Here is a 14,215-nt window from a genome sequence, read left to right on the forward strand (position 1 = left end):
ATATATCTATTCGTCAGGCGAGATATTGCCGGGTATTGGCGACTCTCGATGGCCTCAGTGGCTGCTCAACAACGACGCTGCACCAGCGCCGCCAAACAGTCCGGCACTGATGCGGTTGAACCAGCTCTGGCCCTTACCGCTGCGCAGGTAGCGGGCGGCACCGTGGGCGCCGAGGCCGTAGGTCAATTTGCATAGCAGATCCAGCACGGTCCAGGTCGCGATCATCACCAGCAGTTGAGGCAGAAACGGTTGTTCGGCGCTGAGGAACTGCGGCAGAAACGCGGCGAAGAACAGAATGTCTTTCGGATTGCTGGCGCCCAGCATGAATGCGCGTCCGAAGAGTGCGCGAAAGCGTGGGACCGGTGCCGCCTGCGGGACTTCTGCGCCAACCGATGGCTGACGCGATTGCTGCCAGCTCTGCCAGGCGAGGTAGAACAGGTACAGCGCACCGACGATCTTCAGCGCGCTGAAGAGTTTTTCCGATGCCAGCAGCAGGGCGCCCAACCCCAGTGCCGAAGCGCTGAGCAGGCAGATCGACGCACTCACGCCACCGAGAAACGCCGGGTAAGAACGACGCAAGCCGTAATTCAGACTGTTGCTGATCATCAGCAACGACAGTGGCCCCGGAATCAGGATCACCACCAGCGCAGCGCCGCTGAACAGCAGCCAGGTTTCCAGACTCATCACTTTCTCCTTTTTATCGTTATCAAGAATGTGCAAAAGCCCCACCCGCAAGGGTGAGGCTGTTTTGACGCTCGAACCGCGTGTCGCTTACAGGAAGATGAACTTGGCGATGAAGATCGCGCAGAGCACCCACAGGCTGACCGAAATCTCTTTGTACTTGCCGGTGCCGGCCTTCAGCGCGACATAGGTAATGAAGCCCAGCGCGATGCCGTCGGCGACCGAGAAGGTCAATGGCATCATGATCGCGGTGACGATGGCCGGAATGCTGTCGGTCGCTTCGTCCCATTCGATGTGCGCCATGCCGCCCATCATCAGCATCGCTACATAAATCAGCGCGCCGGCGGTGGCGTAGGCGGGAATCATGCCGGCCAGTGGTGCAAAGAACATCGCGGCTATAAATAGCACACCAACGGTCACTGCGGTAAGACCAGTCCGACCACCAGCCGCTACACCGGCGGCACTTTCCACGTAGCTGGTGACCGGCGGTACGCCGACCACTGCACCGAATACGCTGGACGCGGAGTCGGCTTTCATCGCGCGGGACAGGTTTTCGATGCGGCCGTCAGCGCCCACCAGATTGGCGCGTTGAGCAACACCCATCAGGGTGCCGGCGGTGTCGAACATGTGTACGAAAAGGAAGGCCAGTACCACGCTGATCATGCTGACGTTGAACACGCCGGCGACGTTCATGGCCATGAAGGTCGGCGCCAGGCTTGGCGGAGTCGACATGATGCCTGAGTAGTGCACGATGCCCAGGCCCCAACCTGCCAGGGTCACGGTGATGATGCTGATGAGGATCGCGCCGAACACCCTGTGGTAGCTGAGGATCGCGATCATCAGGAAGCAGATGGCGGCGAGCAGCGGGCCGGGTTCACGCAGCGAGCCGAGCTTGATCAGCGTGGCCGGGCTGTCGACGACGATGCCGGCGGTTTTCAGGCCGATCAGCCCGAGGAACAGACCCACGCCGGCGCCCATCGCAAAGCGCAGGCTGACCGGGATGCTGTTGAGCAGCCATTCGCGAATCCGTGAAAAGGTCAGGATCATGAACAGCACGCCCGAGACGAACACCGCACCGAGGGCGGTTTCCCAGTTGTAGCCCATGGTACCGACCACGGTGTAGGTGAAAAACGCGTTGAGGCCCATGCCCGGCGCCAGGCCCACCGGCCAATTGGCGTACAGACCCATCAGTAGGCAGCCCAGCGCGGCGGCGATGCAGGTGGCGACGAAGGCCGCACCGTGATCGATCCCGGCATCGGCCATGATGTTCGGGTTGACGAAAATGATGTAGGCCATGGTGATGAAGGTTGTCAGACCGGCGATCAGCTCGGTCTTCACCGTGGTGCCATGCAAGCTGAGTTTAAAGAGGCGCTCCAGCAGGCCATTGCGTAACGGCGGCGAGAGTTCCAGCGTCGATGCTTCGGATTTGCGGCTTTCCACAGCGAGTACTCCTCAAGAGTTTTATTGTTATTTCCAGGGCCGGACCCTATGAGGGGTGGCAGCGGCCCTTTGAGGCATACGCGAATTTGTTGACCATGCGGTCAGGAACTCGCACGCAGTGGATTATGCTTTTGTGTACAAATAAAGCAAATATTGTTTTTGATTTTGTGGACGAAAGTTTTGAGGATCGCGCTATATCAATCGGCCGAGCGGTTTTTCCCCAGCGCCATATTCACCGCAAGCCAGCCATTCACCGCGGTTTCACCGGCCTCGGCAAACACCCGCTCCAGTAATTTCACCTGCTCGCGGCGCAATGCCTGCTCAAATTTCGCGCCTTCGACGGTCAGCTCCAACAAGCGCTTACGCTTGTCAGCCTCGGAGGCCACGCTGTCCACCAGGTGCATTTCCTGTAACTGACGCAATGGCATGTTCAGCGCCTGTTTGCTCACACCAAGCAGCGCGAGCAACTCCTTGACGCTCAAATTCGGATAACGGGCGATAAAAAACACGATGCGTTGATGCACGCGGGACAGGCCGCGACGCTCGAGCATTTCGTCAGCCTTGGCGGTAAACGCCTGATAACCGAAGAAGAACGCTTCCATGGCTTGTTGTTGGCTGGCGCAGTTTTTAAGGTCAATCATATTGACGTTTCCAAAGAAGGTGTCGTAATTTCAGTCAACAAGTTTGACTCATTTTTCCCATGCCTCGCTAGCGGTGACTTCCATGGCTTTTTCCGAACGTATCTCGCGTCTCAAAAGTTCTCTGATCCGTGAAATCCTTGCTGCGGCCCAGAGCCCGGAAGTGATGTCTTTCGCGGGCGGTCTGCCGGCTGAAGCCATGTTGCCGAAGGTCGAGTGGGCCGACATGCCGCTGTCCCTCGGCCAGTACGGTATGAGCGAAGGCGAGCCAGCCTTGCGCGAAGCGCTGGCGGCAGAGGCGAGGGCGCTGGGGTTGCCGTGTGAGGCGAGTCAGGTGTTGGTGGTCAGTGGTTCCCAGCAAACACTCGATCTGGCGGCCAAGCTGTACATCGACAAGGGCACCGAAATCCTGCTGGAAGCACCGACCTATCTGGCGGCCTTGCAGATTTTCCAACTGTTCGGCGCCGATTGCCTGACTGTGCCGCTGGAAGCTGACGGACCGAACCTGGCGCAGTTGCGTCAACGCCTGGAGCAACATCATCCAGCTTTCATCTATCTGATCCCGACCTTCCAGAACCCGTCCGCCGTACGCTACAGCGAAGCCAAGCGCGAAGCTGTTGCGGCGCTGCTCGACGAATTCGGCGTAACCCTGATCGAAGACGAGCCTTACCGCGAACTGACCTTCGACGGCGGTAGCGCCCAACCGATTGCTGGTCGTTTGAAGAAATCCAGCTGGATCTATACCGGCACCGTGTCGAAAACCCTGTTGCCGGGCCTGCGCGTCGGTTACCTGATCGCTAGCCCAGATCTGTTTCCGCATCTGCTCAAACTCAAGCAGTCGGCGGATCTGCACACCAACCGCATCGGTCAGTGGCAGGCGTTGCAGTGGATCGGCAGCGAAAAGTATCAGCAGCACTTGAGTGAACTGCGTGGCTTCTACCGTCAGCGCCGTGATGCCTTTCAAGCGGCGCTGGAAACTCACTTCGCGGATCTGGCGGACTGGAACACGCCGCAGGGCGGTCTGTTTTTCTGGCTGACCCTTAAACAGCCGCTGGACACGCGCACCTTGCTCAATACCGCGCTGGCCAACGATGTGGCGTTCATGCCGGGCGAACCGTTCTTCCCCGAGCCGGATCGCAATCACGGTCATCTGCGCCTGAACTTCAGTCACATTGACCCGACCCGCCTGGACGAAGGCCTCAAACGTCTGGCGGCGGTGGTGCGCCAGGCGCAGGCCGCACAGGCGGCATAAAAAAACCGGCCATCAGGCCGGTTTTTTTGATTCAGACGGCGGCGAACCGCTTGTTCAGGTATTCGATGATCGTGTTGGACTCATACATCCAGGTGGTCTGGCCGTTCTCTTCGATGCGCAGGCACGGCACCTTGATCTTGCCGCCCTGTTCCAGCAGGGTCTGGCGATCCTGCTCGTTGTTCTTCGCATCCTTCAGGGCCACCGGAACGTTCAGGCGACGCAGGCTGCGGCGGGTCTTCACGCAGAACGGGCAGGCGTGGAACTGATACAGGGTCAGGTCCTTGGCGGCGGCGTCGACCTGGGCCTGGGCAGCGGCGGGGCGCTGCTTCTTGCCCGGGCGGGTCAGGAAGTCAACGAAGATGATCAGTTGGCCGAGGCCGACACGAAGCGCTTTGACGAACACGTTACAAGCCTCACAGGGACATTGAAGAAGGCGCGCAGCTTACCCGATTTTTCACGGACGAAAAAAAACCGGCGATCAACGCCGGTTTTTTTGCCATCAATTACTTGATCAGGCTGAGAAACTCGCTGCGGGTCGCCGCGTTTTTCGCGGAACTCACCGAGCATCACCGAAGTGATCATCGACGAATTCTGTTTCTCCACACCGCGCATCATCATGCACATGTGCTTGGCCTCGATCACCACGGCCACGCCCAGCGCGCCGGTGACCTGCTGGACCGCATCGGCGATCTGGCGGCTGAGGTTTTCCTGGATCTGCAGGCGGCGGGCGTACATGTCGACGATCCGTGCGACCTTCGACAGGCCCAGCACTTTGCCGCTCGGGATATACGCGACGTGGGCCTTGCCGATGAACGGCAGCAGGTGGTGTTCGCACAACGAGTAGAGCTCGATGTCCTTGACCAGCACCATTTCGCTGTTGTCGGAGCTGAACAGGGCACCGTTGGTGACCTCTTCGAGCGTCTGTTCATAACCGCGGCAGAGGTACTGCATGGCTTTGGCGGCACGCTTTGGCGTGTCGAGCAGGCCCTCGCGGGACACGTCCTCGCCCAGTTGGCCGAGAATCGCGGTGTAATTCTGTTCCAGGGACATGAAACTACCTGTGGGGATTTTCGCAAAGGGCAAGGGTACGGTGGCGGACACAACCCTGCAAGTTCGGTGTGACGGGATTATTCGTCGCGGCCTTCCATCATGGTGCGTTTGAGCATCACGTAAACCGCGCCGGCACCGCCGTGTCTGGCCTGGCACGAGCAGAATCCGAGCACTTGCGCATGCTGGCGCAGCCAAGTGTTGACGTGGCTCTTGATCATCGGTCGTTTGCCGTCCAGTCGCACAGCCTTGCCATGGGTGACGCGCACGCAGCGGATTTCGAACTTGGTCGCTTCGGCCAGAAACGCCCAGAGGGTTTCCCGGGCCTTTTCGACGCTCATGCCGTGCAGGTCGAGGCTGCCCTCGAACGGGATCTGCCCGACCTTCAGCTTACGCATCTGGCTTTCCTGCACGCCGTCGCGGGCCCACATCAGTTCGTCTTCCGGCCCGACGTCGATCACGAACTGGTCGGACAGACCGTCAACGGTGGTGGTTTCGGTGCGGATGGTCGCGGACTGGCGCAGCTTGGCGATCTGTGCGCGGTCAGTCTTGGGTTTGCCGGTGTCGGCGCGGTCGTGCTTGATCGGCTTGACGCCTTGGATCGCACTTTTGAACAGGGAAAAATCGTCGTCTTGCATATCAGCCTCCGCGAAGGGCGGCCAGTTTACCCAAACAGACACAAAACGGCCCGGCAAAAAGCCAGGCCGTCGATTCAGTCGTGTTTTTTCATCAGGTGCGGGGACATGTTCAGCTCCCGCGATTGCCGTGCGCGACGCCGGCAACGGCGCCACAGGGCCACGCCGAAATACAGGAACAACAGGCCGACGGCCAGAATGATCGCCGAGCCCATCGGCGTCGCATTCAAGTCGCCGAGTGCCGGCGGATGCCCGATCAGGCTGGCAGCCCCGGCCATCGCCAACAGCACACCGAACGTCGCCAGAATGGCGGCGATCGCTGCGCCGAATCGAAAACGCCAGTTGCTTTGGCCTTTGGGCCGCAAGCGGCGTGCGTCAAATCCATCGGATAACTTCATTCCGACCTTCCTCAATGGGTATCGGCCCTTCGACCGGGAGTTGACCGGGTTGTTCCTGAGGCTAGGGTAATTGAAGCAAATGCGAGGCTTTTGCGGATGAGCGGCGGGCTGAGCCGCTCATTGGCGGTCGATCAGATCAGGTCATTGGTCAGCGCGAGGGTGGCGAAGTTGTCGGCCATGATCGCCATTTCCGCCTCCTGAACCTGTTCGGCACTGAGCACGCGGCCCTTGAACGGCAGGTCACGGGTGGCGCAGGCGTCTTCGACCAGGGTGCAACGGAAACCCAGGTTTTTCGCGGCACGCACGGTGGTGCTGACGCTGGAGTGGCTCATGAAACCGCAGACGATCAGGTCGAGCGAGCCGAGGGTTTGCAGACGATCGTAGAGTTCGGTGCCGTGGAAAGCGCTCGGCAGCAATTTGCCGATGATGGTTTCATCGCCCTGGGGTTCCAGGCCGGGGATGAATTCGCCGCGTTCGCCTTGCGGGTCGAACAGACCGCCGACGGTGCCGAGGTGGCGCACGTGCACGATCGGACGGCCGGCTGCGCGGGCGGCGGCAACCAGTTGTTTGATGTTCGCGACAGCCGCGTCCATGCCGCTCAGGGCCAGCGGGCCGCTGAGGTACTCTTTCTGGGCATCGATGATGACCACGGTGGCATGGCTCAACGTGGCCGCTGCGTAACCGCGACCGCTGAGTTGAAACATCGTTTTTGGAACGGACATTCTGGGGCTCCTTGGGGTGGGGCTTTTGCGACATTGTCCTCTGGCTGAGCGGTTCTGTGAATCGCTACCATCGTAGGCACCGTCGTTACTGGCCTGCAGCCTCGTCAAGTTACACGTTCTGTTCAATAGCCGATAAGGAATTCGGAACACTCCTACCGTCGCCCCAGGATTTTTCCTGCGTCGTCGTGGCGCGTTTTGGCTGGTAGAATCGCCAGTCGTTTTTTCTGGAGTTCTGCCCCGTGATCACTTCCCGACTTCGTACCCTGCGCGACCACATCCGTTGGGCCGTCAGCCGCTTCCATGGGGAGGATCTGTTTTTCGGCCATGGCACCGACAATGCCTGGGACGAAGCCCGGCAGCTAGTGCTCGGTGCCTTGCACCTGCCATGGGAAATCGCCGACAGCTATCTGGACTGCGCGCTGGAAGACGACGAACTGGTCAACCTGCAACGCCTGCTCAAGCGCCGCATCGAAGAACGCATTCCGACCGCCTACCTGTTGGGCGAGGCGTGGTTCTGCGGCATGTCGTTCATCGTCGATGAGCGCGTACTCATCCCGCGTTCGCCGATTGGCGAGCTGATCGAAAACCGTTTTGCACCGTGGATCGGCGACGAGCCGGCGCGAATTCTTGACCTGTGCACCGGCTCCGGTTGCATCGGCATCGCCTGCGCCTACGAGTTCCAGAACGCCGAAGTGGTGCTGGCGGACCTGTCGTTCGAGGCGCTGGAAGTGGCGAACCAGAACATCGAGCGCCATGGCGTCGATGAGCGCGTGTTCACCGTGCAGGGCGATGGTTTTGATGGCCTGCCGGGCCAACGTTTCGACCTGATCGTGTCGAACCCGCCCTACGTCGATGCGGAAGATTTCGCCGACATGCCGGACGAATACCAGCACGAACCCGAGCTGGGTCTGGCCTGTGGCGACGATGGTTTGAACCTGGTGCGCCGGATGCTCGCCGAAGCGGCAGATCACCTGACCGAGAAAGGTTTGCTGATCGTCGAGGTGGGCAACAGCCAGGTACACGTCGAAGCGCTGTACCCGGAAGTCGATTTCGCCTGGCTGGAATTCCAGCGCGGCGGACATGGCGTGTTCATGCTGACCGCCGAACAGTGCCGCGATCATCAGGCGCTGTTCGCTTCCCGCGTCTGACCTGAACCGATCGTTCCCGCCTCGGTGGGAACGATCGTTGGCTTAGCGGTGCGTGGCAATCCAGATCAGCAAACCGGCCTGGAACACCGCAAACGCCACCAGACACGTAATGGTGAAGCGCAAACCCGCGTCTTCACGCTTGAACTTGCTGACCTTGTCTTCCTGTTTCTTCAGCTTCACTTCCTGCTCGGCCAGGTTCTGCTCGGCCTGCTGCAACATCTGCGCAGCTTCGAGAATCTCGACGATCTGCAGCTTTTCGCTGTTCCAGTCGCCCAGCAAGTCACCGACCTGCACTTCCTTGACGCTGCCCTTCAAATGTTGGGCGTCGGCGTACACCACATCAAAGCCATGCACGCGCAGAAAGTGATCGCGGCGCAGGCGGGTGTCTTCGTTCAGCGCGTCCTTGTTGTTCAAGTCCATGCCGTCGACGGTGTAGGTGGGCCAGCGTTTTTTCGCCCAGTTGATGCCTTGGGCGGCCATGAAACGGCCGATGCCACGGTTCAGCGGTTCGATCTGCAAGCCGCTGTCGGGGCCGAAGTGCACGCGTTTGGTCTTGTGGTCGACCCAAACATCGAGCTGATTCTGTTCCTTGCGCACACGCTGCGCGGGCAGCTTGATCGCCATGCGCATCAGGCTGTGTTCCTTGCTGTTGCGCTCGGCGTAACCGAATTCGACAAAGCGCAACGGCCGCCCGCCGGTATTGCGGTCGGTCTGCAACGGCGCCAGGCGGAGCATCTTGTGGTGCTCGACGTGGACATCCGCCCATGGCAGCTCGACCGCTGGCGGTGCGTCTTTTTCAGCGGTGGTGTCGGGTGAAGTCTGGGTATCAGTCATAACGGCGAGATCCTGTCCAAGCTGCTTGTCGCCAGCCAGTACGCTGGCGACAAAGGCTTATCGGCCGTTTTTTTCAGGACTGGAGGGTGAAAAAGACCTTAACGGGTGCGAAGTCCGTCAATAAATTCGAGGATTCGGGTCCCCAGCTCGGCCGCCAGAGGCAGATTCGGGTCCTTGTAGGAGGCCATTTGCCGCTTCACGTCGTTGGGCACGATGCGCATCACGTGGTTCATGCCTTCGATCAATGCCAGGGTCGCGTCGGGTTTTGCCGCCTTGAGCAGGTTGGCGTCATCGACCTGCACCTGAATGTCGTTGCTGCCCTGGACGATCAGGGCCGGCATTTTCAGTTGAGCGAAGGCGGCGGACGGATCCTGCCGGAACAACGAAATCAGGTAAGGCTGCACGCTCGGGCGGAAAATTGCCTGCAACGGCGGCGGAACATTGTCATCGGTGTGCCCGGCCTTGAGGCTGTCGAGCAGTTCATTGCTGCGCTGCATCAGTGGCGGTGGAAGGCTGCGGGCCAGTTGTCGGCGCAACACCTGATCGATTGGCCGGGCGGTGCCGGACAGTGAAATGACCGCAGCGGCGTCGACTTTCGGTGCGGCCAGGCTGGCGATCAGCGCGCCCTCGCTGTGACCCAGCAGGATCAACGGGCCGAAACGCGGGTCAGCCTTGAGCTTCTGGCCCCAGGCCACGGCGTCCGCGACGTAGGCGTCCACCGACAGATTGCGCTCATCCGGCGTCGCGGCCAGGCTCGCGGCCACGCCGCGTTTATCGAAACGCACGCTGGCGATATTGTGTTTGGCCAGCACCCAGGCCAGCCGCTTGAGACTGTCGTTGCGCCCGCCGTCGGGGTTGTTTCCGTCACGATCCGTAGGACCCGAGCCAGAAAGAATGAGGACAACCGGCACCGGATTGTCAGACTTTGGCAGCAGCAGCGAGCCGAAAAGTTCTCCGCTGTCGGTGTCCAGAGTCACCGGACGTTGCAGGACAGTTGCCTGGACGAAGCCAGTAAACAGGGTAAGGCTCAAGATCAAAACTCGCAGCATCATCACGCCATCATTTGCAAAGGTGCCGGTTGGACTCACCAACACCGCCAAGGTTCGAGGATGAACTACTCGGTTAGCCTGCGTATACTGGCGCGCATCATGAATTTGGGTTTGATTTCACGGAGCGTCCTGCATGTCCGGCAATACCTACGGCAAGTTGTTCACTGTCACCACCGCAGGCGAAAGCCATGGTCCGGCGTTGGTCGCCATTGTCGACGGCTGCCCGCCGGGCCTGGAGATTTCCTTGAGGACCTGCAGCGCGACCTCGATCGCCGCAAGCCGGGCACCAGCCGCCATACCACCCAGCGTCAGGAAGCGGACGAAGTCGAAATCCTGTCCGGCGTGTTCGAGGGCCGCACCACCGGCTGCTCCATCGGCCTGCTGATCCGCAACACCGACCAGAAGTCCAAGGACTACTCGGCGATCAAGGATCTGTTCCGTCCGGCCCACGCCGACTACACCTACCACCACAAATACGGCGAGCGCGATTACCGTGGCGGCGGTCGCAGCTCCGCGCGGGAAACCGCCATGCGCGTGGCGGCCGGTGCGATTGCCAAAAAATACCTGGCGACCCAGGGCATCGTCATTCGCGGCTACATGAGCCAGCTCGGCCCGATCGAAATTCCGTTCAAGACCTGGGAATCGGTCGAGCAGAACGCCTTCTTCAGCCCGGACCCGGACAAGGTTCCGGAACTGGAAGCCTACATGGACCAGTTGCGCCGTGATCAGGACTCGGTCGGGGCCAGGATCACCGTGGTTGCCGAAGGTGTGATGCCGGGTCTGGGCGAGCCGATCTTCGACCGTCTCGACGCCGAACTGGCCCATGCGCTGATGAGCATCAACGCGGTCAAAGGCGTGGAAATCGGCGCCGGTTTCGCCTCGGTCGCCCAGCGTGGCACCGAGCACCGCGATGAACTGACCCCGGAAGGTTTCCTCAGCAACAACGCCGGCGGCATCCTCGGTGGCATCTCGTCCGGTCAGCCGATCGTCGCGCACCTGGCGTTGAAGCCGACGTCGAGCATCACCACCCCGGGCCGTTCGATCGATATCGATGGCAACCCGGTCGAAGTGATCACCAAGGGCCGTCACGATCCGTGCGTCGGCATCCGCGCCACGCCGATTGCCGAGGCGATGATGGCCATCGTGCTGATGGATCACCTGCTGCGTCACCGTGGCCAGAACGCCGACGTGCGCGTGAACACCCCGGTTCTGGGCCAGCTCTGATGGGTCAACTCACAGCCGCCGCGGTCTGACCGTGGCGGCGCTCCCGTACTGGCGGCTGTCCAGTTTCTATCTGTTCTATTTCGCCTTGCTCGGCTCGACGGCGCCGTTTCTGGCGCTGTACTTCGATCACCTCGGATTCAGCGCCGCACGCATCGGCGAGCTGGTGGCGATCCCGATGCTGATGCGCTGCGTGGCGCCGAACATCTGGGGCTGGCTCGGCGACTACACCGGCAGACGCCTGGCCATCGTGCGCTTCGGCGCGGTATGCACGCTGCTGACCTTCTCGTTGATTTTCGTCAGCAAGACCTACGCCTGGCTGGCAATGGTCATGGCGTTGCATGCGTTCTTCTGGCACGCGGTGTTGCCGCAGTTCGAAGTCATTACCTTGGCGCATCTGCAAGGCCAGACCTCCCGTTACAGCCAGATCCGGCTGTGGGGCTCCATCGGTTTCATCATCACCGTGGTCGCGCTCGGGCGATTGTTCGAATGGCTGAGCCTCGACATCTACCCGGCGGCGTTGGTGTTGATCATGGCCGGCATTGTACTCAGCAGTTTGTGGGTGCCGAACGCGCAGCCGCCGCAGGGCAACCGGCCGACGGGCGAGGGCTTTCTCAAGCAACTGCGCAGTCCTGGGGTGTTGGCGTTCTACGGTTGCGTGGCGCTGATGCAGATGAGCCACGGGCCGTATTACACCTTCCTGACCTTGCACCTTGAGCGACTGGGTTACAGCCGTGGCGTGATCGGCATGCTCTGGGCCGTTGGCGTGGTGGCGGAAGTGCTGATGTTCATGGCCATGAGCCGGATCCTCGCGCGGTTTTCCCTGCGGCGCGTGCTGATGGTGAGTTTTCTGCTGGCGGCACTGCGCTGGTTGCTGCTAGGTTCGTTCGCCGAATTCCTCTCGGTGCTGCTGTTTGCCCAGGTGCTGCACGCCGCGACATTCGGCAGCTTTCATGCATCTGCCATCGCCTTCGTGCAACGTAGCTTCGGCGCACGCCAGCAAGGGCAGGGCCAGGCGTTGTACGCGGCGCTGGCCGGCACCGGCGGTGCGCTCGGCGCGTTGTATTCCGGCTACAGCTGGAATGCCCTCGGCGCGACATTGACCTTTAGTATTGCCAGTCTCGCAGCGCTCGCCGCTGCCGTTATCATTGCCATTCGAATGCAAGAGGACAGGCCATGAGCCTTACCCGTGAACAGCTTGCCCAGCAAATCGTCGATGCCGGGCGTTTTCTTTATGGTCGCGGCTGGTCGCCGGCCACCAGCAGCAACTATTCGACGCGCCTGTCGCCGAGCGAAGCGCTGCTGACCGTGTCCGGCAAGCACAAGGGCCAGTTGGGTCTGGACGATGTGTTGGCGACCGACCTGTCCGGCAACAGTCTGGAACCGGGCAAAAAGCCGTCCGCCGAAACCCTGCTGCACACCCAGCTCTATAGCTGGCGCTCGGAGATCGGCGCCGTGCTGCATACCCACTCGGTGAACGCCACGGTGTTGTCGCGCCTGACGCCGGAAGACTTCATCGAGTTCGAAGACTACGAACTGCAAAAAGCCTTCAGCGGCATTTCGACCCACGAATCCCGAGTGCGGGTGCCGATCTTCGATAACGATCAGGACATTGCGCGCCTCGCCGCCAAGGTTCAGCCTTGGCTCGACGCCCATCCCGATTGCGTCGGTTATCTGATTCGCGGCCACGGCCTCTACACCTGGGGCGCGCAGATGAGTGATGCGTTGCGCCAGATCGAGGCCTTTGAATTCCTGTTTGAATGCGAGTTGAAGACCCGCAGCGTCATGAACCGCCAAGGCTGACTTCACCAGAACCAGCCCATTTGCCTGATGAATGCAGTGCCCGACCGGTCTCGAAGAACCGGACGGCAAGGCCGATACCGAGGAATTGCCCCATGAGCAGCCTGTCCGTCTATCACGTTTCCAGCCCTGAAATTCCGAACAAGGTGCTGACCCATTTCGAAGACATCGCCTCGACCCTGGCCGAGCAGGGCGTGCGTTTCGACCGCTGGCAAGCCGCCGCGAAAATCCAGCCCGGTGCCAGCCAGGAAGAAGTGATCGGCGCCTATAAAGAACAGATCGACAAGCTGATGACCGAGCGCGGTTACATCACCGTCGATGTGGTCAGCCTCAACAGCGATCACCCGCAAAAAGCCGAGCTGCGCGCCAAGTTCCTCGAAGAACATCGCCATGGCGAAGACGAAGTGCGCTTTTTCGTCGCCGGTCGTGGCCTGTTTACCCTGCACATCGACGATTACGTCTACGCCGTGCTGTGCGAGAAGAACGACCTGATTTCGGTGCCGGCGGGCACCAAACACTGGTTCGACATGGGCGAGAACCCGCATTTCGTGGCGATCCGCCTGTTCAACAACCCTGAAGGCTGGGTTGCCAATTTCACCGGCGAAGACATCGCCGGCCGCTTCCCGCGTCTGGAGGACTGAGGCGATGTCGATCAAGGTCATCCTCACCGATATTGAAGGCACCACCAGCGCGGTGAGTTTTGTGTTCGACGTGCTGTTCCCGTATGCGGCCAAACACCTGCCGGACTTCGTTCGCCAGAACGCCCAGCGTGCGGACGTTGCCGAGCAACTGGACGCCGTACGCCGCGACAGCAACGAACCGCAGGCCGACGTTGAACGGGTCGTGGACATTCTGCTGGCCTGGATCGCCGAAGACCGCAAAGCCACGCCGCTGAAAGCGTTGCAGGGCATGGTCTGGGAGCAGGGTTATCAGGCCGGGCAGTTGAAGGGGCATGTTTACCCGGATGCGGTCGAAGCTCTCAAACGTTGGCATCAGGCCGGTTATCAACTGTTCGTGTACTCGTCCGGTTCGATCCAGGCTCAGAAGCTGATCTTCGGCTGCTCGGAAGCCGGGGATCTGACGCCGCTGTTCAGTGGCTACTTCGACACCACGTCGGGCCCCAAGCGCGAAGCGCAGTCCTACAGCAATATCCAGCAGGCCATCGGCGTTGAGCCGCAGGAAATCCTGTTTCTGTCCGACATCGTGCAGGAACTCGACGCCGCTCGGGCCGCCGGCCTGCAAACCTGCGGGCTGGCCCGTGAAGGCGGGGAGCTGGAAGGGCATGTGACCGTCGACAGCTTTACCGGGATCGAACCGGAAGCGTTCTGACTCCACCCATCGGGGCGCAAA

The 14,215-nt window shown here is 60.8% G+C and carries 15 protein-coding genes and 2 pseudogenes; 7 read left to right on the forward strand and 10 right to left on the reverse strand.

Annotated elements, in window-relative coordinates; genetic code table 11:
* Nucleotides 1-54: 54 nt before the first annotated feature.
* From R1A29_RS08165 to R1A29_RS08175, 3 genes are all read right to left on the reverse strand, one after another.
* Complete coding sequence (locus R1A29_RS08165) at nucleotides 55-684, reverse strand: LysE family translocator (RefSeq protein ID WP_248744634.1); 630 nt, start codon at nucleotides 682-684, stop codon at nucleotides 55-57.
* 87 nt (nucleotides 685-771) lie between these two features.
* The gene (locus tag R1A29_RS08170) at nucleotides 772-2,121 is read right to left on the reverse strand and encodes an NCS2 family permease (protein ID WP_114881997.1); all 1,350 of its coding nucleotides are present in this window, start codon (nucleotides 2,119-2,121) and stop codon (nucleotides 772-774) included.
* Nucleotides 2,122-2,318: 197 nt separating this feature from the next.
* Entirely contained in the window at nucleotides 2,319-2,762 is a 444-nt protein-coding gene (locus R1A29_RS08175) for a MarR family winged helix-turn-helix transcriptional regulator (RefSeq protein ID WP_438301122.1), read from the reverse strand.
* A gap of 82 nt (nucleotides 2,763-2,844) precedes the next feature.
* On the opposite strand from R1A29_RS08175, the gene R1A29_RS08180 reads away from it, so the two are divergent.
* The gene (locus tag R1A29_RS08180; RefSeq protein WP_438301123.1) at nucleotides 2,845-4,011 is read left to right on the forward strand and encodes a PLP-dependent aminotransferase family protein; all 1,167 of its coding nucleotides are present in this window, start codon (nucleotides 2,845-2,847) and stop codon (nucleotides 4,009-4,011) included.
* Nucleotides 4,012-4,042: 31 nt separating this feature from the next.
* Here the strand turns inward: R1A29_RS08180 and R1A29_RS08185 are convergent, their stop codons facing one another.
* From R1A29_RS08185 to R1A29_RS08205, 5 genes and pseudogenes are all read right to left on the reverse strand, one after another.
* Nucleotides 4,043-4,414 (reverse strand): glutathione S-transferase N-terminal domain-containing protein, encoded by a 372-nt coding sequence (locus R1A29_RS08185; protein ID WP_007960011.1) that lies wholly within the window; start codon nucleotides 4,412-4,414, stop codon nucleotides 4,043-4,045.
* A gap of 100 nt (nucleotides 4,415-4,514) precedes the next feature.
* Nucleotides 4,515-5,061: pseudogene (gene folE / locus R1A29_RS08190) on the reverse strand (GTP cyclohydrolase I FolE).
* Between the two features lie 77 nt (nucleotides 5,062-5,138).
* Nucleotides 5,139-5,696: a Smr/MutS family protein gene (locus R1A29_RS08195; protein ID WP_085710640.1), complete on the reverse strand. Its 558-nt coding sequence runs from the start codon at nucleotides 5,694-5,696 to the stop codon at nucleotides 5,139-5,141.
* A gap of 74 nt (nucleotides 5,697-5,770) precedes the next feature.
* Nucleotides 5,771-6,091, reverse strand: a complete 321-nt coding sequence (locus R1A29_RS08200) for a hypothetical protein (protein ID WP_085732350.1) — start codon at nucleotides 6,089-6,091, stop codon at nucleotides 5,771-5,773.
* Nucleotides 6,092-6,222: 131 nt separating this feature from the next.
* Nucleotides 6,223-6,813: a cysteine hydrolase family protein gene (locus R1A29_RS08205; RefSeq protein ID WP_085732351.1), complete on the reverse strand. Its 591-nt coding sequence runs from the start codon at nucleotides 6,811-6,813 to the stop codon at nucleotides 6,223-6,225.
* Between the two features lie 239 nt (nucleotides 6,814-7,052).
* Between R1A29_RS08205 and prmB the strand changes: the two genes are divergently transcribed.
* A complete protein-coding gene (prmB, locus tag R1A29_RS08210) occupies nucleotides 7,053-7,961 on the forward strand; it encodes a 50S ribosomal protein L3 N(5)-glutamine methyltransferase (RefSeq protein ID WP_085710643.1) in 909 nt (302 codons plus the stop codon).
* Between the two features lie 42 nt (nucleotides 7,962-8,003).
* On the opposite strand, the gene R1A29_RS08215 is transcribed toward prmB, so the two are convergent.
* On the reverse strand, nucleotides 8,004-8,795 hold the full coding sequence (locus R1A29_RS08215; protein ID WP_085710644.1) for a hypothetical protein: 792 nt from the start codon (nucleotides 8,793-8,795) through the stop codon (nucleotides 8,004-8,006).
* 98 nt (nucleotides 8,796-8,893) lie between these two features.
* Entirely contained in the window at nucleotides 8,894-9,847 is a 954-nt protein-coding gene (locus tag R1A29_RS08220) for an alpha/beta hydrolase (RefSeq protein ID WP_438301124.1), read from the reverse strand.
* 130 nt (nucleotides 9,848-9,977) lie between these two features.
* Between R1A29_RS08220 and aroC the strand changes: the two are divergent.
* The 5 genes and pseudogenes from aroC (at nucleotide 9,978) to mtnC (ending at nucleotide 14,194) form a co-directional block, all read left to right on the forward strand.
* Nucleotides 9,978-11,068: pseudogene (aroC, locus tag R1A29_RS08225) on the forward strand (chorismate synthase).
* A 31-nt stretch (nucleotides 11,069-11,099) separates the two neighbouring features.
* Nucleotides 11,100-12,245, forward strand: a complete 1,146-nt coding sequence (locus R1A29_RS08230) for an MFS transporter (RefSeq protein ID WP_438301125.1) — start codon at nucleotides 11,100-11,102, stop codon at nucleotides 12,243-12,245.
* Nucleotides 12,242-12,868, forward strand: a complete 627-nt coding sequence (locus tag R1A29_RS08235) for a methylthioribulose 1-phosphate dehydratase (protein WP_438301126.1) — start codon at nucleotides 12,242-12,244, stop codon at nucleotides 12,866-12,868. The genes R1A29_RS08230 and R1A29_RS08235 overlap by 4 nt, the downstream gene beginning before the upstream one ends.
* Nucleotides 12,869-12,960: 92 nt before the next feature.
* Complete coding sequence (locus R1A29_RS08240; protein WP_085710649.1) at nucleotides 12,961-13,506, forward strand: 1,2-dihydroxy-3-keto-5-methylthiopentene dioxygenase; 546 nt, start codon at nucleotides 12,961-12,963, stop codon at nucleotides 13,504-13,506.
* A gap of 4 nt (nucleotides 13,507-13,510) precedes the next feature.
* Entirely contained in the window at nucleotides 13,511-14,194 is a 684-nt protein-coding gene (gene mtnC / locus R1A29_RS08245; RefSeq protein WP_438301127.1) for an acireductone synthase, read from the forward strand.
* The last annotated feature ends 21 nt before the right edge of the window (nucleotides 14,195-14,215 follow it).

The organism is Pseudomonas sp. NMS19W (assembly GCF_051554255.1).
In the GTDB taxonomy this organism is placed as follows: Bacteria; Pseudomonadota; Gammaproteobacteria; order Pseudomonadales; family Pseudomonadaceae; genus Aquipseudomonas; species Aquipseudomonas kribbensis.

What these genes read in the sequence shown, in the direction of transcription:
- R1A29_RS08165 (WP_248744634.1), bottom strand. Translation starts at nt 684, where the DNA reads ATGAGTCTGGAAACCTGGCTGCTGTTCAGCGGCGCTGCGCTGGTGGTG.
- R1A29_RS08175 (WP_438301122.1), bottom strand. Translation starts at nt 2,762, where the DNA reads ATGATTGACCTTAAAAACTGCGCCAGCCAACAACAAGCCATGGAAGCG.
- R1A29_RS08180 (WP_438301123.1), top strand. Translation starts at nt 2,845, where the DNA reads ATGGCTTTTTCCGAACGTATCTCGCGTCTCAAAAGTTCTCTGATCCGT.
- R1A29_RS08195 (WP_085710640.1), bottom strand. Translation starts at nt 5,696, where the DNA reads ATGCAAGACGACGATTTTTCCCTGTTCAAAAGTGCGATCCAAGGCGTC.
- R1A29_RS08200 (WP_085732350.1), bottom strand. Translation starts at nt 6,091, where the DNA reads ATGAAGTTATCCGATGGATTTGACGCACGCCGCTTGCGGCCCAAAGGC.
- R1A29_RS08205 (WP_085732351.1), bottom strand. Translation starts at nt 6,813, where the DNA reads ATGTCCGTTCCAAAAACGATGTTTCAACTCAGCGGTCGCGGTTACGCA.
- R1A29_RS08215 (WP_085710644.1), bottom strand. Translation starts at nt 8,795, where the DNA reads ATGACTGATACCCAGACTTCACCCGACACCACCGCTGAAAAAGACGCA.
- R1A29_RS08220 (WP_438301124.1), bottom strand. Translation starts at nt 9,847, where the DNA reads ATGATGCTGCGAGTTTTGATCTTGAGCCTTACCCTGTTTACTGGCTTC.
- R1A29_RS08235 (WP_438301126.1), top strand. Translation starts at nt 12,242, where the DNA reads ATGAGCCTTACCCGTGAACAGCTTGCCCAGCAAATCGTCGATGCCGGG.
- R1A29_RS08240 (WP_085710649.1), top strand. Translation starts at nt 12,961, where the DNA reads ATGAGCAGCCTGTCCGTCTATCACGTTTCCAGCCCTGAAATTCCGAAC.
- mtnC (WP_438301127.1), top strand. Translation starts at nt 13,511, where the DNA reads ATGTCGATCAAGGTCATCCTCACCGATATTGAAGGCACCACCAGCGCG.